The sequence below is a fragment of the Pacificibacter sp. genome (assembly GCF_039769035.1).
Lineage (GTDB): Bacteria > Pseudomonadota > Alphaproteobacteria > Rhodobacterales > Rhodobacteraceae > Celeribacter.
In genome coordinates this window covers 1-24997 of the sequence record NZ_JBDMZG010000172.1, presented here as the reverse complement: position 1 = coordinate 24997, position 24997 = coordinate 1, and the positions used below count along the sequence as shown (strand labels likewise).

Sequence of the window (24997 nt, the reverse complement as noted above, 5' to 3'; positions counted from 1 at the left end):
CATTCAAAGATTGATAAGGTTGCCCGCGAACAGTTCCGCCGCCACCGGAATAAAACAGCAAATCTGCTGGGGTTTCGTCAATCGCGCTCGCGAGAATCGACCCCGCCATAATGCGCCCCGCCAGAACAAACTGGTCGTCCGTGCCAAACCCCGTATAGGCGCGCGTGTCCGCGAAAAGTCGCAAACCATCTGATGAGCCGTTGAACCCAATAAAGGGCATGACTTCGGCAGCAAAATACGTGCCTTTGGTGGGGTTAAGCGCATTGTCGCGTGAATCTCGGGCGCCTTCTATGGGAATGATGAAATGCGAGAAATTTCGGTTCCCAAAATCATCGGTCACATCAGAATACCGATAGCCGATGCCTGCGCTAAAAAAGTCGGTGTCCGAGAAGGTCAATTCCCCGCCCACGCTAAACTGACCGGTTGAGGACCGAAAGTTCGGGTCATCAATCAGATCGATTTTTGCGTCTGCGGTCAGCGCCAAAACAGGGCGTGTTGTGCCTGGACGACGATAAGACAAGGCGAGCGTGTAATCGACGCCTGTTGTCGACCCAAGGCCGCTTATCTCACCATCAAACCGCAAACGATCGGCGTTGCCTGAAATGTTGCGATGCAGCCAAAAAGTCGACAAAGTGCCGCCTTCGAGCGAGCTGAGTTCAGCCCCAAACCCAAACCGACGTGGCGCAGCATCAGTGAGCGTTGCAACGACGTCTAGACTGTCGTCGTCATTGAGTGTTTCAGCTTCGGTTATGGTGACGGATTGAAAGGCTCCAGTGCGCCGCAAACGGGTCGCTACCGTGTCTAGCGTCTCAGGGCTAAAAGATTTATTGCGGATGTCTCCGGTGATTTCCAAAAGCCGCTCTGATGACACGCTATCAGTTCCCGCAAAGCGCAATGTCCCGAATTTTGAGCGCGGCCCTGGTGCTAGCCCAAGTGCTACGTCTAAAGTTTTCGCGCTATGATCTGCTACAATGTTTTGCGATGACAGGGCAGCTTTCGGGTGGGCCGCTGCGCGCCACGCATCAATCGCAGCGTCCTTGGCAGCCCCCACTTCGCCGGACCTTGCAGTGTGCCCTTTGGCAAATCCATCTGGCAAAAGTGTCTCGGGTGCCAAGGGGCCGATTTGCGCATTGCCAAAGGTGAATTTCGCGCCAGTATCGACGGAAATAACGATGTTGGAGATTGCATTGGGAAGATTGACCAAAGGCATGTCGGCGCCCTCGCGGCCGTCAACGGCAATGCGGATTGTCGGTCCATAGTAGCCTGATCTGTATAGCGTCGCCAACAAAATGCGGTAGTCGGATTGGACTGCGGCAACGATGTCAGATGGTTCGGTCGTTCCCTCGCGCTGGGCCGTTAGAACTGCAGAATACTCTGTGAGCCGCGCGCGCAATCCTCCCTCTGCGTTGGTGTCCAATATGGCCTCAAACGCAAGCGTGGGCACGGCAAACACGGCGCAAATCGCGGCTGCAATCAGTCTGTGTTGAATGGCCATCATGTTGATCCAATCGTTTGCGCGGAACTCGCGATAAATATGCGCTGTTTATAAGCTGGTTGCCAGTGCCAACAGGGGCGAAAAGGCGGTTTGTCGCTTGCTCTGCTCTGGGCACACGCCTAGGGTCCGCACGAATATTGGAGAGCTCTATGTCTGAATGTGAAATTTGCGGTGCCTCAGGTCCGTTGACCGAAGTTGCCGTCGCGCCACGCCACGACACTGTGGCACTATGTGGCGTCTGTGCCAGTGGCCTTAAAGGTGAAGCTGTCCCTGAGGGGCACTGGAATGCGCTTACAGGCTCAATGTGGTCAGAATCGGATGCGGTGAAAGTCTTGTCGTATCGCTTGCTCACCCGCTTTGCGGAAGAAGCTTGGGCCGCAGATGCGCTTGATATGCTGTACCTTGAGCCTGACGTTGAAGAGTGGGCCAAGTCCGGCGGGCCGGACATCATTCACCGCGATAGCAACGGCGCTGTTTTGTCGGCTGGCGATACGGTTGTCCTGATCAAAGACCTGCCCGTCAAAGGCGGCGGATTTACCGCCAAGCGCGGCACGGCCGTGCGCGGTATTTCTTTGGTGGCTGACAATGCTGGCCATATTGAGGGCCGCGTGGAAAGCCAGCGCATCGTGATTTTGACCGAGTTCGTCAAGAAGAAGTAGGCGAAACAATCTGTCTTAAAACAACAAAAGGCGCGAGGGCAACTTCGCGCCATTTTCATGTCAACCTGTTGATCAGGCATAAAAAAACGCCCGATGCGCGAGGCACCGAGCGTTATCTCAAACGAGAGTGTAGATTATTCTACAGTCAAGTTAATCGCAGATTCGCGACCGTCACGGCCAGCTTCGATGTCGAAAGTAACTTTCGCACCGTCACGAAGACCTGTGAGGCCAGAACGCTCAACAGCAGAGATGTGTACGAACACGTCTTTGTTGCCACCTTCAGGCTCGATAAAGCCGAAACCTTTAGTGGAATTGAACCATTTTACTGTGCCATTAGCCATTGTATTTTCTCCTTAATCACTGCCCACGATATTGCGGCAGATCGGCGTGTCAGGGGTCTGATCGAAGACTGAGTGCCGGATAAAGGGAAAACAGAAGGGTCGATAGAGATAACGTCGCAGCGCCTATAGAGCACATATTTCGCTTCAAGGAAAGACAATTCGCGTGCACAGCAGGTTTGAGCATCTTTAAGCAGATCCCGTTGGGCAGCTTGTGCTAGGCCTAGTGAAATCAATAGTATAGTACGCTATTTGTAGCGTTTTGGGGAGGGCACACTTGTGAGCACGATTTTGATTTCGGGACTTGTAATGGGGCTTGGGGCCACCATTGCTATGGATATTTGGGCGCTGGCTTTGAACCGTATTTTGGGGATTGGTCTGCCAAATTGGGGGAATGTTGGACGTTGGGTTGCGCACTTGCGCCACGGCACTGTGTTTCACGACAACATCTCTGATGCCGCACCTGTGCCGCGCGAAACCACCATTGGCTGGATCTTTCACTACGTTGTTGGCCTGATCTACGGCGCGATCCTTGCGCTCATTATGGGCTCAGCTTGGCTTGCCGCGCCGACATTTTTCGCAGCGTGGATCTTTGCCATCATCACCATCGCAGGAGGCTGGTGTCTTTTGCATCCGGGCATGGGGCTTGGCTGGTTTTTATCGAAAACTCCGACCCCATGGAAGAACCGTGGCATGGGCCTGTTGGCACACACCGCCTTTGGTCTTGGCTTATGGGGCACGGCCTTGGTCCTCGCCTAAGCACCAACTCTGCACATATGCCGATCGGTCAAAGGCGACATCGAAGGCGCGCAGCCAGCAACGTAGTTGAAGTTTTAAGGGTATTCACAGATGCTCAGCATCAGTGACGCGCCTGACCTTCCGCATTATAAATGCGCACCTTCGGTGCGACGGGAGAGGGCGTTTCACGCACCCACCCTCGGGTCAGTCGCGGGGGATCACCAGTTGCAGGTTTCGCGAAGTTCCGTAATAGCACTATCGATTCCTCTAATATCGAACGTCGATATGATAGGGCTTTCTCCAAACGGTGTAGCGCGGAGGATAAGAGTTTCATGTCCTAATAGGGATTTTGCAAAAGGAATGGCCTTTGCGCCACTCCAAAGGCCGAGCGCTTTGTTGTCCGTGCTTTCCTGAGTCCGAATTTTAGACATTTGTTCTTTGTCGAGCCGGTATTCGATAACTCCATAGCTTTGTAAGTCCGCCATGTGGTGATCATTAAAACGAAAGATCGCTGCCGTCGTGTTTTCCATGCAACGCAGAAGGAGCGTAGCAGGTCCGACCGCACCGAATTTGGCGCGTATATTGTCGTTACTGTCTAGCTGTAAGAAAACAGATTTTTCATCAGTTAAAGCGGAGGAATCCACTGAAATTCGCCATTTTCCGTTGTCATTTAGTGTAGTTGTAGTGACCTTTTTAGTCCCAAAAGAAATGTCAAAACATGAGAGCCTTGCACTATCATCTTTGATGGTTGCACACTCTTCTTGTGACAGAGCAATTTGCGGGAGGGCCGACAAAGCCAAGAAAAAGGCTACGAAAGGAAATGTCTTCATTTTTTCTCTCTATAGTGTAATTGGGTTATAATGTGAACGAACGTAGGGCCAAGATGTTGAAATTTCAATAAAAAAGCCCCGCAGTTTCCTGCGAGGCCCGATTGATTTCTGATGTAGGGGGTGCGTTACCAATGCGCTGCAATATGGCAAATGCTACCTAACAAACTTCTTATGCTTCAAACGTTTCGGCTCAAGCGCATCAGGGCCCAAACGACGTTTCTTGTCTTCTTCATAGTCTTCAAAGTTGCCTTCAAACCATTCCACATGCGCGTCGCCCTCAAAAGCCAAGATGTGCGTACAGATACGGTCGAGGAAGAAGCGGTCGTGGGAGATGACCACAGCACAGCCTGCGAAATCTGTAAGGGCGTCCTCAAGGGCACGCAGTGTCTCGACGTCCAAGTCATTGGTTGGCTCATCGAGGAGCAGCACGTTGCCACCAGAGCGCAACAAACGCGCCATGTGCACACGGTTGCGTTCACCACCTGACAGGATGCCGACTTTTTTCTGCTGATCGCCGCCTTTGAAGTTGAAGGCAGAACAATAGGCGCGGCCGTTCATTTCCGCGTCGCCCAGCATGATGATGTCTTGGCCGTCCGCGATGGCTTCGAACACATTGGCGTTCGGGTCCAGATCGTCGCGGGACTGGTCAACGTAAGACAGCTTGACCGTGTCGCCGTATTCGACTGTGCCTTCATCGGGTTGTTCTTGGCCGGTGAGCATTTTGAACAGCGTTGATTTACCCGCGCCGTTCGGCCCGATCACGCCCACAATGCCACCAGGTGGCAAGGAGAATTCGAGACCTTCAACCAAAAGCTTGTCGCCCATGGCTTTTTTCAGGCCGCTGACTTCAATCACTTTGTTGCCAAGGCGTGGGCCGTTCGGAATGACGATCTGCGCGCGGCCGACTTTGTCACGCTCTGACTGGCTGGCGAGTTCGTTATAGGCGTTGATACGGGCTTTTTGCTTGGCTTGGCGGGCTTTTTGGCCCTGACGCATCCATTCCAATTCGCGCTCAAGCGTTTTCTGCTTGGATTTGTCTTCGCGTGCTTCTTGCGACAGACGTTTGGCCTTTTGTTCCAGCCAAGACGAATAGTTGCCCTCGTACGGAATGCCCGCGCCGCGGTCGAGTTCCAAGATCCAACCTGTGATGTCGTCAAGGAAGTAGCGATCGTGCGTGACACACAGGATGGTGCCTTTGTAGTCGATCAAGTGCTGCTGCAACCAAGCGATGGTTTCGGCGTCAAGGTGGTTGGTTGGCTCATCGAGCAGCAACATGTCAGGCGCTTCCAACAAGAGCTTACACAAAGCCACACGGCGACTCTCACCGCCAGACAGGCTTGCCACGTCCGCGTCATCAGCTGGGCAGCGCAGGGCCTCCATCGACACGTCCACTTGGCTGTCGAGATCCCACAGGTTTTGCGCGTCGATTTCGTCTTGCAACTGCGCCATCTCGTCGGCGGTCTCGTCGGAATAGTTCATCGCCAATTCGTTGTAGCGATCCAAGATGCCTTTCTTTTCGGCCACACCCAACATCACGTTTTCACGCACTGTCAGCGTTTCGTCGAGCACAGGCTCCTGTGGCAAATAGCCGACTTTCGCGCCTTCTGCCGCCCAAGCTTCACCTTGGAATTCCTTGTCCTGACCCGCCATAATGCGCATCAACGTGGATTTACCCGTGCCGTTAACGCCGACCACACCGATTTTCACACCGGGCAGAAAGTTCAGACGGATGTTTTCAAACACCTTTTTCCCGCCAGGGTAGGTCTTGGACACGCCGTCCATGAAGTAAACGAATTTATTAGCAGCCATGCCGCGCGCTCCTTTGGAGAATACCGATTTGGGATGGTTTACCCTGTGGGGGCGGGAAGGGGAAGCGCAAGCGTGGCTTGGGCATGAAAATGTGCTGCACTTAAACGGATGGCTTTGGTGAAACGGGGGCTGCTGCGAGGCAAGACCAAGAGCACACAAGCGGTGTGACTGTTTTGGCCCCAAGCATAAATTTACGCGACACGCCGCTTGCTCGGCGAAAACTGCCTATGCTTTACTGCGCGATAACATCCGAATGCTTAGGGTTGCTAGCACTTTCAACCCAACACCAGTGCCGCTCGGTTCTAGCGCCTCGACATGAAAAAAGGGCAGCGCGATGCTGCCCTTCTTGTCGTCTTCGATGATGCCTAAAGCGTTAGGTCGGGCCATAGAAAAACGACGGAAACAACTCGTAAAAGTCCATTGGTGTAGCGACGCGATCGGCTGCCCGAACACCAGGTTTGCCAATTTCGTATGACACTTTCAGACCAAAACCGGAAAAGCTATCACGGTCGTCGTCACTGAGCTCATAGGATGCATCGATCCAGACGTTTTCACCAACCATGTAGCCAGCACCAAGGCTAAGTTCTGTCACTTGGGGGCCAAAACCAAAATCGTATCGAGTAGCAGCCCCGTTCAAGCGCAGGTTGTCGCGGATGTTGTAAGAGCCGGACAGCGCATAAATGTCCAAGAAGTCAGAATGCACGACATCCAAGTCGACTTGGTATGCTTCAACATCACGAGAAATGCCGGCGAAGTAGATTTCATCGCCTGAGTCAAACATCACAGCGCCATAAGCAGACATGTCGTTTGTGTTGTATTCTACGTAGAGGTACTTGGTGTCAAAGTCATAACCGCCCTCGTATTCGTTGGTGCTGTATGCTGCACCAAAGGTATATGCACCGGACGTATATTCAGCGCCTGCAGTTAAGGTCCGCAATTCTTCGTAATCATCAAAAATAGACGCTGACGCGAAGACTGTGATCGCTGATGTAACATCATATCCTAGATATGCTGAAGCACCATTGAAGCTCCAATCGTCGGATCCACGACCATAGTCAACTGAGTTGCGTATAGTTTTCAGCTCACCGCCGTATGTGAATTTGCCCGACGTGCGTTCAAAAGCTGCGGCGGCAGATGTTTGTTTGAACTTTGAAGTGAATTTTTCATTTTCAATGTTTAGCTGAGAATAATCCAAGCTAAAAGACAAGTAAGTTGTTTCGGCGACGGCTGGTGCTGCTGAAATTGCAGCCAAGCCAGAAAGGGCTAGGGCAAATTTTTTCATGTGTTCTCTCCAAAAAAGTTAACAAACTATTAACAGGCTCAGCTGTCCTTTCGACTGAAAAATGTTTAAATTTACGTTGAGTTGCTGCAGTGCAACGTTGGCCGGCACATTGCATGTAGAATGTTCGCATGAGTGTCTTGAAGCGCAGCTTGCGAAGATCCCTTTGGCCCCACTTTTTAAAGTGGCGAGCATTGATTTGTTTTTGACTGCGGCGCCCAAGGTTTAGGGCCGAACTATTCCAAAATCCCACAAAAAACGCCCCCCAAAAAAAACGCCCCCCAAAAAGGAGGGCGCTCCATCTCATCATTGAAAATAGCGAAGTTACGCGTTGTGGATAACGATTTGTTGGAATGGGATTTCGATGCCATCTTTGGCGAACTGTTCGTAGATCGCTTGTGGCAAGGAATATTTGGCGTCGAAATAGTTTTCGCCGTTCACAAAAGGACGCACCAGAAGATCAACGGAAGACGCGCCGAGGGTTTCGACTTCTACGAATGGCGCTGGGTCGGCCAGAACGTGTTCATTGGCTTTGAGAACCTTAGCGATAGAGGCTTTGACTTTTTTTATGTCAGAGCCGTAGGCCACAGAGGCCACCAGATCGACGCCGCGCACTGCGTGGTGTGAGTGGTTGATGATTTTCGCGCCCCAGATTTCAGAGTTGGGGATGATGATGTGCTGGTTGTCGAATGTGATCAGGTCCGTTGTGAACAAAGTGATCGCGTCGATTTTACCGAATGTGCCAGCAGCTTCAGCGAAGTCACCCACTTTGTAAGGGCGGAACAAGATCAGCATCACGCCAGCCGCCAAGGATGTTAGTGTGCCTTGCAGCGCAAGGCCAACGGCCAGCCCTGCGGCACCCAAGATCGCCACCAAAGACGCGGTTTGAATGCCAAAGCGATCAAGGATCATGAGGCCAGCGACGATCATCACGGCATAGCGCGCGATGGAGCCGAGAAAATGGAACAGTGTTTCGTCTAGGTGTTCGTAAGACTTACCCAAGTGAACGATGAATTTTTTGACCATGCCAGCAGCCCAATACGCCGCGATGGCGATGAGTACGACAAGCACAAGATTGAGAAGATTGGCCTGCAGCCAACCAAGCGAATTTGATACGTTTTCCATGGGTCCCTCGTGATAATAAATGTTGCGGCGATATATGGCGAAAGGCGCCAGTTTTCATAGGGGAAACTTACCTGAGCCGTCCCCTTTGCCCAAGTTATAAAGGGTGTCTAAGCGCTGAGCGCGTCAGTCTCACATTTGCAATGTGCAATTGAACAGTGTGCCAACGTTATTGCGCTGGCCAAGTTGCTCAGTTATTGCTCGGGCATGGGCAAAACACTTTCTGGAAAATGCATGTGTGGCGCGGTCACATACGTGGCCACGGGCGCACCAGTTGTTGTTGCTCAATGCCATTGCGAGGAATGCCGCCGTTTGAGCGGAACAGGACACACTGTGGGTGCTATGTTCTCTTCTGATGCGGTTATTATGACCGGGGAGCTAAGCACGTACATATATGTGTCAGATACAGGGTCCGAGGTGACCAAAGCTTTTTGCAAAACCTGCGGGAGCCCGATTTTTGGGAAAAATACCCGACTGCCGGATCATATAACCTTGACGCTTGGCACGATGGATGATGCCAACGGATTGGATGTGCAGGTCGTGATTTTTGCACGCGACAAACCACACTGGGATCAGCTTCCGGACGACGTTTCCTCGTTTGAGGTACAGCCTGAGTGGAAACCACAGGGCTGATTTGGCGAACTGCTGGGATACACAAAACGCACAGCGCATGCATTGACTTGGCAGGCGTGAGCGTTCATTCATCCGCCCCATGCGTCACGCACTGCCATATGCTCGTGCCGGTCAAGTGATCGGTTTGCTCGGAGGATCGTTTGATCCTGCGCACGAAGGCCATGTGCATATCACCAAGGCGGCGCTCAAGCGGTTCGGGCTGGATCGTGTGTGGTGGCTGGTCAGTCCTGCCAATCCGCTGAAGCCCGTTGGCCCTGCGCCGATTGAGCAGCGGTTGCAGCGCGCGCGCAGTGTGATGCAGCATCCGCGTGTTGAGGTCACTGACATCGAGAGCCACATTGGCACCCGCTACACCGCGCAGATGTTGGACAAGCTGCATCAGCTCTACCCCGGTGTTACGTTTGTCTGGCTGATGGGCGCAGATAATCTCAAGCAGTTCCATTTGTGGCAAAACTGGCAGGGTATTTTGGCGACCACGCCGATTGGGGTGATTGCACGCCCCGGTCAAAGGGTGGCGGCGCGCACTTCTGTGGCAGCGAGCATTTATGAGCGTGCACGTGTACCTGCGCGCGCCTCGCACCTGTTGGGGCGCATCGGGACGCCAGCATGGTGTTTCGTCAACGTGCCTATGAATGATGCCTCTTCAACCAAAATTCGCGATGCAGGCGACTGGACGCGCGACTAGCCCTCTGAGCTGGCTCGCAAATTCACAACGTTTTGTCGCGGCGTAGTCTTGCAGGTTTTTGGAGTTCAAGGTTTACTCTGCGCATGACTGATCCTCGTTCTACGCCATCCACTTTGTCATCTCCTGTATCGCGCTTAAGCCGTCGTGCCGCTTTGGGTCTTATGTTGGGCGGAGGCGCGAGCGCCGCCATCGCCCAAGGTGCGCCTGCTGTTATGCGCTCTCCGCTGCCGCTCCCACGCCCAGATGGCTTGCACAAATTGAGATACACAAGTGGCGCTGAGCTGGTAGAGCGTGCGCGTTTGACGGGCGCGGTAACCTACGCAGTGGCAGATGACACCGGAAAAATACTGGAAGCGCGCGGCGTCGACGTGGCGTTGCCGCCCGCATCCGTTGCCAAGGCCGTGACTTCGATCTACGCGTTGGAACACTTGGGGGGTGATTTTGTCTTTACCACGAAAGTGATGGCGACCGGCCCTGTGGTGGACGGCAAAGTTCAGGGTGATCTCATTTTGGTGGGCAGCGGGGATCCGACGCTTGATTCAGATGCGCTTGGTGCATTGGCGGGGCAGTTGGTGGCGCTGGGCATCACTGGCATCACGGGGGCCTTTTATGTGGATGGCACGGCCTTGCCGCAGATTGAGATCATCGATGATCAGCAGACGGAGTTTGCCAGCTACAACCCGTCAATTTCAGGTCTGAACTTGAATTACAATCGTGTGTATTTTGAGTGGAAAAAAGAAGGCGATACCTTCGCGCTGAAAATGGACGCGCGGGCGCGTAAGTTCGCACCTGATGTGCGCATCGCGTCGATGAGCGTGGTGGATCGTGGCCTTCCGGTGTTCGATCATGAAGCTGGCAATGCGCAGGATGTGTGGAGCGTTTCGCGATCAGCGCTTGGAAAGGGCGGCGCGCGCTGGTTGCCTGTGCGCTTGCCACGGCTTTATGCGGGCGAGGTCTTTGTTGCGGTGGCAAAGGCGCAAGGGGTGGAATTGCCACAGGCCTTGCACATTGCAAAGCGTGCACCGGATACGGCAGAACACAGGATTGTCGCGCAATACGACAGCCAAGATTTGACGAAAATCGTCAAGCATATGTTGAAATATTCGACCAATTTGACGGCTGAAATTTTGGGCCTGACCGCAAGTGGTGCGCGCGGGCTGGATCCACAAGATTTGTACAGTTCAGCGCAGGCTATGTCTGGCTGGGCCAAGGAACGTTTTGGCTCAGACAGCCTGAGTTTCGTGGATCATTCCGGACTGGGGGGCGCGTCATCCACAACGACGACCGACATGGTGCGCTTGTTGTCTGCGGATGGCGTTGAGGCGCTGCTTGGCCCCCTGTTGAAAACGATTGTGCCGCGCGATGACGACTATAACGCCGTCAAAAACCCAACCTTCGATATTCAAGCCAAAACGGGGACATTGGATTTTGTCTCTACTCTGGCGGGCTATGTAACGGCCTCGGATGGGTCTAAGATGGCGTTTGCAGCGTTTGCCGCTGATTTGCCGCGCCGCGCAGTGGCAAAGGCCAATGGCGAAGAAGTGCCACGCGGCGCCAAGACATTCAACACGCGCGCCAAAAGGCTGCATCATGCGTTGATCCGACGCTGGGCGGGGGTCTACGGCAGTTAGGTGTCTATAGGGAAAGTGCACAGAATGCCATTGCGAAGGATTTTAAAAATGGCACGTTTGCAGCAAAATTGAAGTAATCCATGCATTTGCGAAAACGCAATATGTACTTCAAAAACAGAAAGTTGACCAAGTCTAAAGGATAGTGCAATGGTTTGGTCTCGATCCACTATTGAAACAATTCCAGAGTCCTGAGCGCCATGAAAAAGATCATATTGCACTGCGGCATGCGCAAAACAGGATCATCAGCACTGCAGGTTCAATTGTCACAGAGCCGCGAAACTCTTTTACAATTTGGATTTGACTATATCAGGATGGGCGGATTTGCTCTCGCTGAGCAGGGGAAAATTAGTTCTGGAAATTGCGTGGCATTGGCGCAGTCCTATGGCCAGATGCGTGGCGATAGGAATGTTGAAAGACGCAAAAAAACGTTGAGTGCCGCGGTGAAGGCGATCCGGGCCGCCGAAGGGCATGTGATTTTTTCAACCGAATTTTTTTCAACACTGCCCGTTCAAAATTTGGCGAAACTTGTGGATGAGTTGTCAGCGGAAGGCGATGTCCAGCTGGTTTTTTTCACCCGAGAGCAAACCTCTTTTCTGGTTTCCGACTACGTTCAAAAAATCAAGCGGCATGGTTTGCAGCAATTTCCAGATGAATATTTCCCGTCATGGGAAAAACATAAGAATCGCCTAATGTATTTTTCTCATTTCACTAAGTTATCGCATGCGATGCCTGACGTGAAAATTTCTATTCAACCGTATGAGCTTTCAAAAACCCACCCGAGCGGATTGATGGGGATGTTTTTAGATATGATTGGCGCGCAAGTTCCAAAAGAAGGTCTTGCATCTGACGCACAGATAAATTTGAGCCCGTCGCCGATGGAAATACGTTTGATGATGGAGATCAATAAACACGGCCCACGGATGAAATTTTCGGATATGCTTGTTGAAAGCAGTCACAAGGCAGGGCGGGCCAAAATCCATTCGCAACAGGTCATTTTGCCACCGCGCTTTAAACAAGAAATCGTAGACTTTTTCCACGATGACAACGAAGAATTCTTCAAGCATTTTGTGGGGGGTGAAAACCTCTACCAATTGTCTGAGAACGGTGACGAATTTGTTGATCTTAGCAAAATTAGGTTTGAAGCCTCCGACGTTGTCGACATACTTTCAGGACTTTTGGTGGATATTGACCGGCGTGTAGCCAAGATTGAGGCTGCGCTTTAGGTCCAAATGCGGGGCGCACAACAAATTGTGCACTCACTCTGCGGATTTGGCTTGAGTTTAGAAATTGGGGTAGCATGACAGAGTTGTATCGAATTGACCGTGACTACCCTCTTTCTCTGCAGATTGAGAAACAAACAAATGCGACATTTGTTCCCGTAGACGGTTTTTCCAGGCGCCGCGGGCCATTTCTTGGAGGCGTTTTGCGCTCTGATGGTGGTTTCGTGCAAAACTCAGCGTGCTACATTGATGAAAACCGCAATCCAACGGGCAAACCGTCTCCAAAGCTGACAGAAGATGCGGAGCATAGGCCTGGGAATTGGCTTTTTGGTGGGCGTTATGATTTACGATTTGGTCATTTCTTGGTCGAATCTGTCGCTCGGCTTTGGGCGCTGGACTATATCGATGTACCGATCAGTGGCGTTGTCTATATGCCAGGTCGGCCCTTAAAGGCTTTCAACCCTAAGCGTCTCGTTTCTAGGGGGCGCGCGCTCTACGATCTGTTTGACGGCTTGCCATCCCCTGAAATCATTTCGAAACCGACGCGCTTTGAAACGCTATTCATTCCACCTCAAGGATGTGGTGCAGGTGAACTTGCGGTTGGTTGTCCGGAATTCCGATACTTCGCACGCAAACGGTTTACCAAGAGGGTCGCACCAAATGGGGATGACAAGCTTTATATTTCGCGCAGTGCAATGTTGAGTTCCCCAGGACAAATTGTACACGAGAAGCTGCTTGAGACACAGCTAGAACGTGACGGTTTTTCGATCATTCATCCCCAGAATCACTCGATCGACGAGCAAATTGCTCGCATAAGTGCTGCGCAAATCATCGTCGGTGTTGAAGGCTCTGCATTTCATCTGGTTGCCTATGCCGCCAACCAGAATTGTAAGATAGGCGTGATCCGTCGTCGCGACAAAAACCATGGGATTATAAACCATTGCAGAGCATTCCATGGGGCGAGAGCAATAGACCTTGACGCATTCGAGTATGGATTTGTAGCGCCAGGATCTAAGCATGCAATTGGAAACGCGGTCTTGGACTTTGTGTCATTGTCCCGCCAACTGCGGTTTCATGGCTTGGTTGGGCTGGACTTTGATTTGCCTACGCTGTCTGAGGTTGATGTCGCAGAAGGCGTTGAAGAATTGCAGCGCAAAATCTTGTCATAAACTCAGAGTGATGGCGTCTTTCTGGGCCCAGTTGTAAATGGCTGGCCTGCGTTGGCGGGCTTGTCCTAGCGAGGGGGACGCACACCCGTGCAGCGCAAAAATCATCGGTTCATGAAAGTAGAGATAGCGCGCTTAAACTTTCCACCCAATGCCGCGTGTCCAAATCAGTCCTACATCGTGACGTAATGTGCCCGTGCGCCGCGCTCAATTGCGGCTGCGTGTAAGCGGTCGATGTTGAGCTCGTAACGCACTTCTTCGAGAATACGCAGTTCGGCTTCGCGGATGGTTCCGTCTACGGCTGCGATGTCGCAGGCCAGCGCATAGGCAGTTTCAAACAGCGTCTCTGGCAGATTGTCACGTACCAACCCAAACAGGGCGTCCAAGCCGTCCTCTTCTGAGAACAGCTCGATCACGATAGCGGATACTGTTTTGATCCGATCTGGGTCGAAATTCGCAAAGACGGGCAGGTGGTTGATCATCGCTTCGATCGCCAAAAGTTCAGACGTGCGCACATTGGCGTCAGACATCGATACGGCGATCATGACTGCAACGAGGCAATCTTGAGCAGAGAGGGAATGGGCGGTATCGGTCATGATTTGTCCTTTGGGTGGCGATAGCCCCAAGATATGGGTGCCAGAGGTCTCAATCAAGCGCCGTAACGCATTTGCGCGGCTTTTAACCTATATATGTTGGCGCCTCTGTGTTGACCAAAACCCGTCGGGGCAATACATGGGGCACTTGCGGCCAATGGGGGTCGCGTATCTGATTTCAAGGATTGCTATCATGACTGACCTGCGCACTGCTGGTATGAGCTCCAAAGCTTGGCCTTTTGAAGAGGCCCGCAACGTTCTCAAACGGTATGAGCAATCCAAGGACAAGAAAGGCTATGTGCTTTTCGAGACTGGATATGGTCCGTCTGGCTTGCCGCATATCGGCACCTTTGGCGAAGTGTTGCGCACCACTATGGTACGCCGCGCCTTTGAAGTGATTTCCGATATCCCGACACGTTTGATCTGTTTTTCAGACGACATGGATGGCATGCGCAAAGTGCCAAGCAATGTGCCAAACCAAGAGATGATGAAAGAGGCAGAACAGCTTCCGCTGACCGCTGTGCCTGATCCTTTTGGTACCCATGACAGCTTTGGTGACCACAACAACGCCATGCTGCGTCGCTTTCTTGACACGTTTGGGTTTGACTACGAATTCCATTCTGCGACGGATTACTACAAAAATGGTAAGTTCGACGAGATTTTGAAACGCGCTGTCGACAAGTATGACGACGTGATGAAAGTCATGCTCAAATCCCTGCGCGAAGAACGCGCCGCGAGCTATTCTATCTTCTTGCCGATCCACCCTGAAACGGGTCGCGTTTTGTATGTGCCGATGAAGTCCGTCAACAAAGACGACTACACCATCACGTTCGACGACGAAGACGGCAAGGAATGGACCCTGCCTGTCACCGGCGGCAATGTGAAACTGCAGTGGAAGCCTGATTTTGGCGCGCGCTGGGCGGCTTTGGGCGTGGACTTTGAGATGTTCGGCAAGGACCACTCAACCAACGCGCCGATCTATGGTCGCATTTGTGATATCTTGGGCGGCAAGCGCCCATTGAACTTTAGCTATGAGTTGTTCTTGGACAGCAACGGTGAAAAGATCTCCAAGTCCAAAGGCAATGGCCTTTCGATTGACGAATGGCTGACCTATGCGTCGACTGAAAGCTTGAGCTACTTCATGTTCCAAAAGCCGAAAACGGCGAAGCGCATGCATTTCGATGTGATCCCGCGCGCGATGGATGAATACCACCAGCAGCTGCGCGCCTATCCAACGCAGACTGTGGACCAGCAAGCGGCGAACCCTGTGTTCCACATCCACGGCAAAGATGTGCCTGCCTCAGACATGGTCGTGCCGTTCACCATGTTGTTGAACTTGGCCTCTGTAGCGAATGCCGAAGAGAAAGAGCAAATGTGGGGCTTTATTCAGCGCTATGCACCTGAGGCAACGGCTGAAACGCACCCTGGTTTGGATGCAGCAGCAGGCTATGCGGTTGCGTATTACAATGACTTTGTGAAGCCAGAAAAAACCTTCCGCGCACCAAGTGATCAAGAGCGTGCAGCACTTGTCGATTTGAAGGCGGCCTTGGCATCCCCTGAGGCGGCGCTTGAACAGATCGCAAAGAAAAACGCTATGATGGGCAAAGACGAAGCCTTGCCAGAAGCCAATATGACAGATGGCGATTTCTTGCAGTCTATCGTGTTCGCTGTTGGTAAAAACCATGGGTTCGAGAACCTTCGTGATTGGTTCAAAGCGCTGTACGAAGTGCTTTTGGGCGCGTCCCAAGGCCCGCGTTTTGGTGGCTTTGTTGCGCTTTACGGTGTGGACGAAAGCATCGCCTTGATCGAACAGGGCTTGAACGGCGAATTGCTGTAATCACCCTTGCTGAGCACAGCTTGAAAAGAGCCTCCGAAGCGCTAGATGTCGTCTAGAACTCCGGAGGCTCAACTATGTTTAAACATCTGTTTTTGTCGGCATTCATCGGTCTTTCAACCCCGCTTTTGGCGTTTGCGGACCCTGTTACGGATGTCATCGAAGAGCAGCTTGATGCTTTTTTCGATCGCGATGCACCGCGCGCTTTTTCTTTTGCCAGCCCTCAGATCCAAGGCATGTTCGGCACGCCCTTGAACTTTGCGATGATGGTGGAGCGTGGCTATCCGTCGCTCTGGTCGCCTGGGGCCGTGGAATTTTCGGATCGTTATGAACAAGGGGCTCGGGTGCGCCAAACTGTGATCGTGACAGGTCCGGATGGCAAGCGTTTGGCGTATGAGTATGACATGCTGCGCCTCAACGAAAACTGGAAAATCAATGGCGTTCGGCTTGTGCCCTTAAACGAAGTGGGCGTGTAATCGACCCCCACCCATTGACGACTGTTGCGCGCAGAGTTTGACCTGCGTACGCCCCCTTAAGTGCACCGTTATCCCCATGGCGTAGAACATTCGCTGTCTGGGCATGCGCTGCCACGGCTTTCAAATTGAGAGACAATTCCTTGGGCCAGCGAATGCCTCGCCGGACCAGTTGCGCATGTGACCAAATGGATGTGTGAAAGGGGTTCGGATGAACAAGGCCATTACTGAGGGGCTGGTGCTGATGCCACCAGCGTTTGTGAGCGGTTTGGGCGTATGGTCCAGCGAAGACGGGACGCCGGGCTCGGCGACTTATGCGAGTGCAGGAAATGCGGCCTTTGTCGCGGCTGATCCCGATTTCGGCGGCGCGCTTGAGATCGTGAAACAAGACACGACGACAAAATTGCGATACATGGGCGAAACGCCGTTGCAGCCGGGCATGTATTTGCAAATCACTGCCCGCGTCAAAGCTGTGTCAGGCAATTTGCCATCTGTGCGGATCGCGGGCTGGGCTGGCAACAGCTCATTGAACCATGTCGGCGGTGTGACGGAAACGGGCCCAGAAGTGGCGCTGACCGCCTATGGTGAGGTGGTTGAAATCTCTGCCATTGTGGGGACGGGCGCACGCGGTGGTGTTGACATGCCTTGGGGGCTCGAGGCCGTGTACGGGCATTTTGGCCTTGATCTGGTCGGCGCAAATGGTGGCACTGTTCGTATTGACGACATCAAAGTTGAAGACGTCACAACGTTCTTCTTGGCCGAAAGCGTCGGCGTGGTCGATGTGCGCGATTATGGTGCTGTTGGCGATGGTGTCACGGATTGTAATGCTGCCTTTGAAGCGGCTGATGCGGCTGCGGACGGTCGTAAAATCATGGTGCCAGAGGGCACTTACCTTTTGACGAGCAGCCTGACATTGTTGCACGAGCCTATTTTTGAAGGCACGATGACAATGGCCGATGATGTGCGCTTGGCGCTGCGTCGAGGATATCATTTGAACTCATATATTGATGCCTTCGGCGATGAGCCTTTGGCCTTCAAAAAAGCGTTCCAAGCCTTGCTCAATTTCACCGATCACGACAGTCTTGATCTGTGTGGTCGCCGCATCGAGCTGACGGCACCAATGGACTTGCAGGCGATTGTTGGCAACAAAGAAGTGTTCGAAGTGCGCCGCATCATTCGCAACGGCCAGCTCAATTGTCAGCCCTCTACGGACTGGGATGCGGATGTGGTCACATCGACGGCGTCCTACTCCACTTCATCTGACAAACAGCTGACAAATGTCACAAATATCGCGAATATTGCCGTAGGCAGCCTTGTGACTGGCAACGGGATTGGCCGCGAGGTCTACGTGCGCTCGATCGATGTTGGTGCGCAAACTCTGGTCCTAAGCCAGCCGTTATATGATGCAGATTCGAACCAAACTTACACGTTTACGCGCAACAAATACGTGCTGGACTTCAGCGGCTTCTCAAAGATGTCACAGTTTATCATCGATGATGTGGAGTTTCTGTGCAACGGCCTCGCATCGGCGATCATGTTGCCCATCACCGGCAATACCTTTCAGGTCCGTGACTGCCACTTCAAGTCCGTTCCGCTTCGCGGCGTAACGTCGCCTGGTTCGGGGTGTCAGGACTTGGTGATTGACCGCTGTTTCTTTGTATCCAGCGAGCAATCCGTGCGCGCCGAAAATCGTCTGTCTATCGCATTCAACGTCAATGCCAACGATGCGAAAATTCGTGAATCGCGTTTTCAGCGGTTTGGTCACACAGGCATCTTGTTCGGGTCTGGGCACCTGTTCACGGGCAACCACTGGTTCCAAGGTGACAATGATGCAGACAGTCCACGTATGGCAGGTGTGGTGTTCACCTATCCAAATGTGAACAGCGTCATCACCGGTAACTACATCGATAACGCGTTTATCGAAATGACCAACGAACACGATGCGAACCCTGATTTCGGCGTGGAATTCTCCTTTGGCGGTCTAACGGTGACAGGCAACATATTCCGCATGAGTGATGCCGCAGATTGGTCCAGTTGGATCGTGGTCAAACCCTATGGCCCTGGGCACTTCATTCAGGGGCTTTCTGTTACGGGCAATACCTTCAAATCGATCAATGGCAACTTGGACCGCATAGAGAAGGTGGATACAACGTTTGCAACGCTCGACATGTCGCGCATGCGCAATATCGTGTTCGAGGGCAACACCTTCAATGGCGTGTCAGATCCGTGTTTCAACCCTGTGTCGCTTGAGTTCACACAGTCGTCCGCAGCGACAAATTGGACATTGGACCCAAGCCGTTATCTTCCCTTCGGCGGATGGGCGCGCACCGTTGAATCCTTGGTCTTTGTCGGTCCTTTGCAAAACAGTGGCAACAATGCCGTCGGGACTATTCCCTATGTGACGAACAACTATGGATCCAGCTCCAACCAGATCCAACTGACGTTCCCGCAGTCGACCAAAGGCTCGGTTCGTGCGATGATCCGGATCGATAACCCCATCTAGACGACAGCGGTGTAACGACTACAATCTCTACCCCTTCGAATAGCTCACGCCGTTCGAGGGGGTTCTTTATGGCAACAGATCATCTTGAGTGAGCTGATACGCCTTGCCAAATCCGCCGTTCAAATCAGCATGCAGCGGTGTGAACTGGACAAAATTGAAATCCCCAAAATCGATATACAACGCTGCTTTTGGGTGAGTTTTTAGCCACGCCTCTCTGCGCGCCGCATGATTGGGATCATCGCGCGGCAAAAAGCGCACTTCTGCTGCAATCGAAAGGCGCGCAAATGCCAAAGGATCGCCTTTGTCGGGTGGATCCCCAACCAAAAGCCCACATCTCGGATGCGCCCTTAGCCGCTTGGTATGTGCCGCAAGATCCGAGACGAGCGACATCAACATACCATCTGGGCCGAGACCAAATGCGATGCGTGTCACACTTGGTGCTTGGGCTTCATCTAGCACGGCAAGGGCTGCGTGGCGTGCGGTGCCAATCAGCTCGCGCGCCAATGCGCGGGCCGCGTCGTCCGTCTGGCGAATGGTCGATTGGGATTTTTCAGTCATTCCAAACCATACCCCGCACAACCGCGCCTGTCATCACGCCACCGCTTCGACGCGTCGCAGTGCAATGCACTGTAAAATGTGACACCATCCTCACAAGCGTTTCATGAATATCTTTGGGAGGAGATGACAATGACACTCAACACATCATCAAACAGCATCAAGGTCTTGGTCGTCAGCATACTTGCCTCGATGGCAACACCTGTTTGGGCGGCGGATACTGTCGGCATCACGCCCGACGTCATGGCGTTCGATATTCCCACCGATACGGGCGTTCAAACCATTTCGCGCAACCAAGACGAAGCCAACATGGTCAGCGGCGAATGGGCGCGCACCTCGCGGCCCTGTCCGAACTTTTGCATCCAGCCGATGACGCCCGCAGAAGGCGTCACCACGATTGGTGAATTGGAACTGATCGCCATGCTGCAAGACCCAGCGGCCTTGGTGATCGACAGCCGCGTGACGTCAAATTTTGAAGGCGGCGCAATCCCGGGCGCTGTGAACATCCCCTATACCGAAGCTGCGGATCGTCTGGATGAATTGGGCTGCGAGATCGATTTTGACGGGTTCATCTGCGAAGGCGAGGCGGTCAAATCAGTAGCACTCTACTGCAACGGTCCATGGTGCGGCCAATCCCCCACAGCCGCCCGCCGCATGATCAAAGCAGGCTTTCCCGCAGAGAAGATTTCCTACTACCGAGGTGGCATGCAAGTCTGGCGGATGCTGGGTTTGACGGTGACGGAGTAGGGGCAATCACATGGAGGTCATTTTGCACTTCTCATGAAGTGTAGAATGAGATGACTTCGCAGGATTTTTACCAAACTATGTCAATGATCCGTCCGTCAGAGTGTCTGCACTCTCCGACCCCACCAGATGTCGTAAATCCTGAAGAATCTGCGTAACGCATTCGGCAGTTTAGAGAACTCCCTTTGTCACCTAGGAGAACAGCGACAAACCGGTTGGTTGTTGAGGTGCCGAAGAGATCTGAAATCCCTCCGCCGAATGCCGTGGCGTATGTTGATGAAGACCCGTCCATGATTGCTTTTCCAGAAAAACGTTCTGAACCGATAATAGAAGTGTAGATGTCGTGGTCTAAACCTTGCTCATAATTGAACTGTACTCTTTCACCCGTCCCTCGGATCTGTCCTGTCATTGTGCCGGAACAAGCTATTAACAATAGAGGTAGTGCAAATAGAATTTTTCTCATCTTTACTCCAAATAAATTCTTAGGATTTGAACGCTATTCAAATTAGGTTTTTGGGACTAAATATATCTACCTCTTCCCCCGCCGTCCATTATTCCCGCCGCGCATGCCGCCTCGGCCTGCTGTGGAGCGGCCTGAGGCAGTCTTGGCATCAACAACGGCCTTCTCGACATCGGCTTGTTTTGCTAGCGGATCATCGGCCACGGCAAGTTCCACGGCTTCCAGTCGTTTGACTTCGTCGCGCAGTCTTGCGGCCTCTTCGAACTCTAGGTTCTCGGCGGCTTTGCGCATATCGGCGCGTAGGCCTTCCAGCACGGTGGCCAAATTGCCCCCCGCGAGCGGCGCGTCGATGGTGGCGGTGACGCGGTTCATGTCGACGTCGCCTTTGTAGAGCCCCGCCAAAATATCCTCGACGTTCTTTTTCACCGTCTGCGGCGTGATGCCGTGTTCTTCGTTATAGGCGATCTGTTTGGCGCGGCGGCGCTCGGTCTCGCCCATGGCGCGTTCCATCGATCCGGTGATCTTATCGGCATACAAAATCACACGCCCTTCGGCGTTGCGCGCAGCGCGGCCGATGGTTTGGATAAGCGAGGTCTCAGAGCGCAAGAAACCTTCCTTATCCGCATCCAAAATCGCCACAAGCCCACATTCGGGGATGTCCAAACCTTCGCGTAACAGGTTGATCCCGATCAGCACATCAAACGCGCCCAAGCGCAGATCGCGCAAAATCTCGATCCGCTCAATGGTGTCAATTTCCGAGTGCATATAGCGCACCCGAACGCCTTGTTCGTGCAGATATTCCGTCAGGTCTTCGGACATGCGTTTGGTCAAAGTGGTCACCAAAACGCGGGAGTCATTCGCCGCCTGTTTACGTACCTCATCCAGCAAGTCATCGACCTGCGTGTCCACAGGACGGATTTCCACCACAGGGTCCAAAAGCCCCGTTGGGCGAATAATCTGTTCGGTGAACACACCGCCGGTCAATTCCAATTCCCAGTCTTTCGGGGTCGCGGATACAAAGACGGATTGCGGCCGCATGGCGTCCCATTCCTCGAACTTCAAAGGCCGGTTGTCTTTGCAAGACGGCAGGCGGAAGCCGTGTTCGGCCAGCGTGGTTTTGCGTCTAAAGTCACCTTTATACATGCCACCAATTTGCGGCACAGAGACGTGGCTTTCATCAGCAAACACAATCGCATTGTCAGGGATAAATTCGAACAGGGTGGGGGGCGGTTCGCCTGGGCCGCGCCCAGTCAGATAGCGCGAATAGTTTTCAATGCCGTTGCACACGCCCGTGGCTTCCAGCATTTCAAGATCAAAGTTCGTGCGTTGCTCAAGGCGTTGCGCTTCAAGCAGCTTGCCTTCGTTGTTGAACTGGTTCAGCCGCATTTTGAGTTCTTTTTTGATCTCGACAATGGCCTGTTTGATGGTCTTTTGCGGCGTCACATAGTGCGAGTTGGCGTAGACGCGCACCTGTTTGAACGTATCGGTTTTCTCGCCTGTCAGGGGGTCAAATTCGGTGATGCTTTCCAATTCCTCGCCAAAGAACGACAGCTTCCACGCGCGATCATCCAAGTGGGCGGGCCAGATTTCCAAACTGTCACCGCGCACACGGAAGGTGCCGCGCTGAAACCCGTGATCGTTGCGTTTGTATTGCTGGGCGATCAAATCGGCGATGACTTGGCGCTGATCATATTCGCCGCCCACGCTCAGATCTTGCGTCATCGCGCCGTAGGTTTCCGCAGACCCGATGCCATAAATACACGACACAGACGCCACGATGATCACATCATCGCGTTCCAACAAAGCCCGCGTGGCCGAGTGGCGCATACGGTCGATCTGTTCGTTGATTTGGCTTTCTTTCTCGATGAAGGTATCCGAGCGCGCCACATAGGCTTCGGGTTGGTAGTAGTCGTAGTAGGACACGAAATATTCGACAGCGTTTTCAGGGAAGAACCCTTTGAATTCGCCGTAAAGCTGCGCCGCCAAGGTTTTGTTCGGGGCAAGGATGATGGCAGGGCGCTGCGTTTCTTCGATGACTTTCGCCATGGTGAAGGTTTTGCCCGTGCCGGTCGCGCCCAAAAGCACTTGGTCGTGATCGCCGTCGTTGATGCCTTGGGACAGCTCTTTGATGGCTGACGGCTGATCGCCTGCGGGTTCAAAGTTGGAGTGCATGACAAATCGTCTGCCGCCTTCGAGTTTCGGGCGCGCAGCGACATCTGGGGCAGGGTTGGACAAAACCGCGGCGTTATCAAGCACGCGCTTGTCGTTGTGGGCGTAGGCCATTCGCAAAAGTCCTTTGAGGTTGGCCTATAGTTGCGGCTTGCGTGCAAAGGTTCAAGGCGGCTTTGACAGATTCTGTCAGGAGAGATTCAATCGGTTCTCAAAAACTGGGCCTGTCGGCTGCATCAGCTCACATGCGCGCGCGGCATGATGATCAGCGGATCACAGGGGTGCCACCTATGGGTATATGATTTGAAATAAATACAACCTATGCGTTATTTTTCGCTTGCACCAATCCGTTTCTCACCCTAGCTTGAATGGGCAAGCAGCTGAAATGACTGTCTGACCTTAGATGTGCACCCCACCCCAAAACTTCACATCTTAGGTCGGGCAGTCGCACCACTTCCCCCCAAACGTACGTCTTTGAAGGCTCAGATCGCAGCATTGCGATGTCTGTGCGCGCTTTTGGAAGCTTTCGCAGCCGCACAACGCGCGGTTTGACTTGAAATGCCCATGAGAAAGGGAGATAACGCAGCTAACAAACAAGGAGTCACCCATGCGCGCCCGTATTTACCAACCAGCCCGCAATGCCATGCAGTCAGGTCAAGCCAAGACCAAAAACTGGATTTTGGACTTTGCACCGGCGACAGCACGCAACATCGACCCGTTGATGGGGTGGACCTCCAGTTCTGACACGCAAGCGCAAGTGCGCATGACCTTTGACAGCAAAGAGGCTGCGATTGCCTATGCCGAAGACAAGGGCATGGAATACGTGGTCAGCGAGCCACAAAAACGCGCTCACAAAGTACGCCCTGGTGGCTACGGTGAAAACTTCGCAACGTCGCGCCGCACCGTTTGGACGCATTGATCGTCTGAAGTTTGGCGCGTTGTAACACCTGCGCCAGTTTCACTTTGAAAACACTTATGATCTTTGAGGCGACCCGCGCGGTCGCCTTTTCTTATGACTGACCTCTTGGAGCCCCTCATGACCATCACGCATCTTGTTACCCATTCTGGCGGCTTTCATGCGGACGAACTTTTGTCCTCTGTTGTGCTCACGCGTTTGTTCCCTCAGGCCACCGTCGTGCGCAGCCGCGATGCTGCGATGATCACGCCCTCTGCTGACAAAATCATTTACGATGTTGGTCGTGCCTATGATGCGGATGCGCAGATTTTTGACCACCACCAACGCCCCAGCCCTCTGCGGGACGATGATCAACCTTATAGTTCCTTCGGGCTTATTTGGGCGCACTATGGCCGCGACTATTTGGCGGCGATGGATGTGCCTGCGGAAGACATTGAGGCCATTCACACGAAGTTTGATGCCAAATTTGTTCTGCCCATCGACTTGCTGGACAATGGCGCGATGGAGCCTTCCGTTGCAGGGCCTTTGTCGATCCTGACGTTGCCTTCGCTTTTGGGCAGCTTGAAACCTGTGTTTGATGATCCATCACCCACGGCTGATGATGATGCGTTCATGGCGGCCTTGCCGATTGCGCGCGCCTTTGTTGAGGCTCAAATCCGCAATCTTGCTGCCAAAGCGCGTGCGCAAAGCGTGGTATTTGAAGCGATCGAAAAAGCAGGTACGTCGCCGATTCTCGAATTGCCAATGGGCATGCCGTACCGCTCTGCGCTTGATAAGGCCGAGGCGGATCACATTTTGTTTGTGGTGAACCCGCGCGGCGATGATTGGACGATGGGCGGTATAAAGTTGTCAAACGACACCTTTGAACAGCGCGCCGATTTGCCTGCCGCTTGGGCTGGATTGAGCGATGCAGCGCTTGAAGAGGCTTCCGGCGTTAAGGGCGCAAAGTTCTGTCACAACGCTAGATTTATTGCGGTTGCCGACTCGCGCGATGCGATTATGAAAATGGCTGAGTTGGCTGTGGTCGAAGTCGCGAAGGACGCCGAGGCGCCCCTAGCACCCGCCGAATAAGCGGGCGTTTGAGCCCGCATGGCGTGGCCCAAATCCAGCGGCAGGTTGGGGTCTGAGAAGGGCGCTGCCATTTG

At 53.1% G+C, this 24997-nt stretch carries 23 protein-coding genes; 13 read left to right on the top strand and 10 right to left on the bottom strand.

Going from position 1 to position 24997, the window contains the following annotated elements; all coding sequences use genetic code 11:
• Positions 1–1495, bottom strand: a 1495-nt coding sequence (locus ABF287_RS14455; RefSeq protein ID WP_347185702.1) for a BamA/TamA family outer membrane protein, incomplete at its 3' end; no start/stop codon positions are given.
• Between the two features lie 149 nt (positions 1496–1644).
• Between ABF287_RS14455 and ABF287_RS14450 the strand changes: the two genes are divergently transcribed.
• Entirely contained in the window at positions 1645–2154 is a 510-nt protein-coding gene (locus ABF287_RS14450; protein WP_347185701.1) for a PhnA domain-containing protein, read from the top strand.
• Positions 2155–2288: 134 nt separating this feature from the next.
• Here the strand turns inward: ABF287_RS14450 and ABF287_RS14445 are convergent, their stop codons facing one another.
• On the bottom strand, positions 2289–2495 hold the full coding sequence (locus ABF287_RS14445) for a cold-shock protein (protein WP_085848732.1): 207 nt from the start codon (positions 2493–2495) through the stop codon (positions 2289–2291).
• A 276-nt stretch (positions 2496–2771) separates the two neighbouring features.
• Here ABF287_RS14445 and ABF287_RS14440 point away from each other — a divergent pair, with 276 nt between their 5' ends.
• A complete protein-coding gene (locus tag ABF287_RS14440; RefSeq protein ID WP_347185700.1) occupies positions 2772–3251 on the top strand; it encodes a DUF2938 domain-containing protein in 480 nt (159 codons plus the stop codon).
• Positions 3252–3448: 197 nt separating this feature from the next.
• Here the strand turns inward: ABF287_RS14440 and ABF287_RS14435 are convergent, their stop codons facing one another.
• From ABF287_RS14435 to ABF287_RS14420, 4 genes are all read right to left on the bottom strand, one after another.
• Positions 3449–4060, bottom strand: a complete 612-nt coding sequence (locus ABF287_RS14435; protein ID WP_347185699.1) for a type VI secretion system-associated protein TagO — start codon at positions 4058–4060, stop codon at positions 3449–3451.
• Positions 4061–4213: 153 nt separating this feature from the next.
• Positions 4214–5869, bottom strand: coding sequence for an energy-dependent translational throttle protein EttA (gene ettA / locus ABF287_RS14430; protein WP_347185698.1), 1656 nt, complete (start codon positions 5867–5869; stop codon positions 4214–4216).
• 373 nt (positions 5870–6242) lie between these two features.
• Positions 6243–7151 (bottom strand): hypothetical protein, encoded by a 909-nt coding sequence (locus tag ABF287_RS14425; RefSeq protein WP_347185697.1) that lies wholly within the window; start codon positions 7149–7151, stop codon positions 6243–6245.
• A 321-nt stretch (positions 7152–7472) separates the two neighbouring features.
• Positions 7473–8273: a mechanosensitive ion channel family protein gene (locus tag ABF287_RS14420; RefSeq protein WP_347185696.1), complete on the bottom strand. Its 801-nt coding sequence runs from the start codon at positions 8271–8273 to the stop codon at positions 7473–7475.
• Positions 8274–8477: 204 nt separating this feature from the next.
• Here ABF287_RS14420 and ABF287_RS14415 point away from each other — a divergent pair, with 204 nt between their 5' ends.
• The 5 genes from ABF287_RS14415 (at position 8478) to ABF287_RS14395 (ending at position 13608) form a co-directional block, all read left to right on the top strand.
• Entirely contained in the window at positions 8478–8903 is a 426-nt protein-coding gene (locus tag ABF287_RS14415; protein ID WP_347185695.1) for a GFA family protein, read from the top strand.
• 79 nt (positions 8904–8982) lie between these two features.
• Positions 8983–9588, top strand: a complete 606-nt coding sequence (locus ABF287_RS14410) for a nicotinate-nucleotide adenylyltransferase (protein ID WP_347185694.1) — start codon at positions 8983–8985, stop codon at positions 9586–9588.
• Positions 9589–9671: 83 nt separating this feature from the next.
• Entirely contained in the window at positions 9672–11219 is a 1548-nt protein-coding gene (gene dacB / locus ABF287_RS14405) for a D-alanyl-D-alanine carboxypeptidase/D-alanyl-D-alanine-endopeptidase (RefSeq protein WP_347185693.1), read from the top strand.
• Between the two features lie 197 nt (positions 11220–11416).
• Positions 11417–12442, top strand: a complete 1026-nt coding sequence (locus tag ABF287_RS14400; RefSeq protein WP_347185692.1) for a hypothetical protein — start codon at positions 11417–11419, stop codon at positions 12440–12442.
• A 221-nt stretch (positions 12443–12663) separates the two neighbouring features.
• On the top strand, positions 12664–13608 hold the full coding sequence (locus ABF287_RS14395; protein WP_347185691.1) for a glycosyltransferase 61 family protein: 945 nt from the start codon (positions 12664–12666) through the stop codon (positions 13606–13608).
• Positions 13609–13778: 170 nt separating this feature from the next.
• On the opposite strand, the gene ABF287_RS14390 is transcribed toward ABF287_RS14395, so the two are convergent.
• Positions 13779–14201: a tellurite resistance TerB family protein gene (locus tag ABF287_RS14390; protein WP_347185690.1), complete on the bottom strand. Its 423-nt coding sequence runs from the start codon at positions 14199–14201 to the stop codon at positions 13779–13781.
• Between the two features lie 190 nt (positions 14202–14391).
• Between ABF287_RS14390 and ABF287_RS14385 the strand changes: the two genes are divergently transcribed.
• The 3 genes from ABF287_RS14385 (at position 14392) to ABF287_RS14375 (ending at position 19008) form a co-directional block, all read left to right on the top strand.
• The gene (locus ABF287_RS14385) at positions 14392–16035 is read left to right on the top strand and encodes a lysine--tRNA ligase (RefSeq protein WP_347185689.1); all 1644 of its coding nucleotides are present in this window, start codon (positions 14392–14394) and stop codon (positions 16033–16035) included.
• 74 nt (positions 16036–16109) lie between these two features.
• Entirely contained in the window at positions 16110–16508 is a 399-nt protein-coding gene (locus tag ABF287_RS14380; protein ID WP_347185688.1) for a DUF4864 domain-containing protein, read from the top strand.
• 208 nt (positions 16509–16716) lie between these two features.
• Positions 16717–19008, top strand: coding sequence for a glycosyl hydrolase family 28-related protein (locus tag ABF287_RS14375; protein WP_347185687.1), 2292 nt, complete (start codon positions 16717–16719; stop codon positions 19006–19008).
• A gap of 66 nt (positions 19009–19074) precedes the next feature.
• On the opposite strand, the gene ABF287_RS14370 is transcribed toward ABF287_RS14375, so the two are convergent.
• Entirely contained in the window at positions 19075–19566 is a 492-nt protein-coding gene (locus ABF287_RS14370) for a pyridoxamine 5'-phosphate oxidase family protein (protein WP_347185686.1), read from the bottom strand.
• Between the two features lie 129 nt (positions 19567–19695).
• On the opposite strand from ABF287_RS14370, the gene ABF287_RS14365 reads away from it, so the two are divergent.
• Positions 19696–20310 carry a rhodanese-like domain-containing protein gene (locus ABF287_RS14365; protein ID WP_347185685.1) on the top strand — a complete coding sequence of 205 codons (615 nt, stop codon included), beginning with the start codon at positions 19696–19698 and terminating at the stop codon, positions 20308–20310.
• 67 nt (positions 20311–20377) lie between these two features.
• Here ABF287_RS14365 and ABF287_RS14360 read toward each other — a convergent pair whose 3' ends face one another.
• Together ABF287_RS14360 and uvrB are read right to left on the bottom strand one after the other, a co-directional pair.
• Entirely contained in the window at positions 20378–20770 is a 393-nt protein-coding gene (locus tag ABF287_RS14360) for a hypothetical protein (protein WP_347185684.1), read from the bottom strand.
• A 66-nt stretch (positions 20771–20836) separates the two neighbouring features.
• Positions 20837–23050, bottom strand: a complete 2214-nt coding sequence (gene uvrB, locus ABF287_RS14355) for an excinuclease ABC subunit UvrB (protein WP_347185683.1) — start codon at positions 23048–23050, stop codon at positions 20837–20839.
• 493 nt (positions 23051–23543) lie between these two features.
• Between uvrB and ABF287_RS14350 the strand changes: the two genes are divergently transcribed.
• Both ABF287_RS14350 and ABF287_RS14345 read left to right on the top strand, forming a co-directional pair.
• Entirely contained in the window at positions 23544–23855 is a 312-nt protein-coding gene (locus ABF287_RS14350; RefSeq protein WP_347185682.1) for an ETC complex I subunit, read from the top strand.
• A 117-nt stretch (positions 23856–23972) separates the two neighbouring features.
• Positions 23973–24923 (top strand): MYG1 family protein, encoded by a 951-nt coding sequence (locus tag ABF287_RS14345; protein WP_347185681.1) that lies wholly within the window; start codon positions 23973–23975, stop codon positions 24921–24923.
• Positions 24924–24997: the final 74 nt, after the last annotated feature.

Excerpts from the sequence above, each read along its gene's own strand:
- ABF287_RS14450 (WP_347185701.1), top strand. The coding sequence starts at position 1,645 with ATGTCTGAATGTGAAATTTGCGGTGCCTCAGGTCCGTTGACCGAAGTT.
- ABF287_RS14445 (WP_085848732.1), bottom strand. The coding sequence starts at position 2,495 with ATGGCTAATGGCACAGTAAAATGGTTCAATTCCACTAAAGGTTTCGGC.
- ABF287_RS14435 (WP_347185699.1), bottom strand. The coding sequence starts at position 4,060 with ATGAAGACATTTCCTTTCGTAGCCTTTTTCTTGGCTTTGTCGGCCCTC.
- ettA (WP_347185698.1), bottom strand. The coding sequence starts at position 5,869 with ATGGCTGCTAATAAATTCGTTTACTTCATGGACGGCGTGTCCAAGACC.
- ABF287_RS14425 (WP_347185697.1), bottom strand. The coding sequence starts at position 7,151 with ATGAAAAAATTTGCCCTAGCCCTTTCTGGCTTGGCTGCAATTTCAGCA.
- ABF287_RS14420 (WP_347185696.1), bottom strand. The coding sequence starts at position 8,273 with ATGGAAAACGTATCAAATTCGCTTGGTTGGCTGCAGGCCAATCTTCTC.
- ABF287_RS14415 (WP_347185695.1), top strand. The coding sequence starts at position 8,478 with ATGGGCAAAACACTTTCTGGAAAATGCATGTGTGGCGCGGTCACATAC.
- ABF287_RS14410 (WP_347185694.1), top strand. The coding sequence starts at position 8,983 with ATGCGTCACGCACTGCCATATGCTCGTGCCGGTCAAGTGATCGGTTTG.
- dacB (WP_347185693.1), top strand. The coding sequence starts at position 9,672 with ATGACTGATCCTCGTTCTACGCCATCCACTTTGTCATCTCCTGTATCG.
- ABF287_RS14400 (WP_347185692.1), top strand. The coding sequence starts at position 11,417 with ATGAAAAAGATCATATTGCACTGCGGCATGCGCAAAACAGGATCATCA.
- ABF287_RS14390 (WP_347185690.1), bottom strand. The coding sequence starts at position 14,201 with ATGACCGATACCGCCCATTCCCTCTCTGCTCAAGATTGCCTCGTTGCA.
- ABF287_RS14385 (WP_347185689.1), top strand. The coding sequence starts at position 14,392 with ATGACTGACCTGCGCACTGCTGGTATGAGCTCCAAAGCTTGGCCTTTT.
- ABF287_RS14380 (WP_347185688.1), top strand. The coding sequence starts at position 16,110 with ATGTTTAAACATCTGTTTTTGTCGGCATTCATCGGTCTTTCAACCCCG.
- ABF287_RS14375 (WP_347185687.1), top strand. The coding sequence starts at position 16,717 with ATGAACAAGGCCATTACTGAGGGGCTGGTGCTGATGCCACCAGCGTTT.
- ABF287_RS14370 (WP_347185686.1), bottom strand. The coding sequence starts at position 19,566 with ATGACTGAAAAATCCCAATCGACCATTCGCCAGACGGACGACGCGGCC.
- ABF287_RS14365 (WP_347185685.1), top strand. The coding sequence starts at position 19,696 with ATGACACTCAACACATCATCAAACAGCATCAAGGTCTTGGTCGTCAGC.
- ABF287_RS14360 (WP_347185684.1), bottom strand. The coding sequence starts at position 20,770 with ATGAGAAAAATTCTATTTGCACTACCTCTATTGTTAATAGCTTGTTCC.
- uvrB (WP_347185683.1), bottom strand. The coding sequence starts at position 23,050 with ATGGCCTACGCCCACAACGACAAGCGCGTGCTTGATAACGCCGCGGTT.
- ABF287_RS14350 (WP_347185682.1), top strand. The coding sequence starts at position 23,544 with ATGCGCGCCCGTATTTACCAACCAGCCCGCAATGCCATGCAGTCAGGT.
- ABF287_RS14345 (WP_347185681.1), top strand. The coding sequence starts at position 23,973 with ATGACCATCACGCATCTTGTTACCCATTCTGGCGGCTTTCATGCGGAC.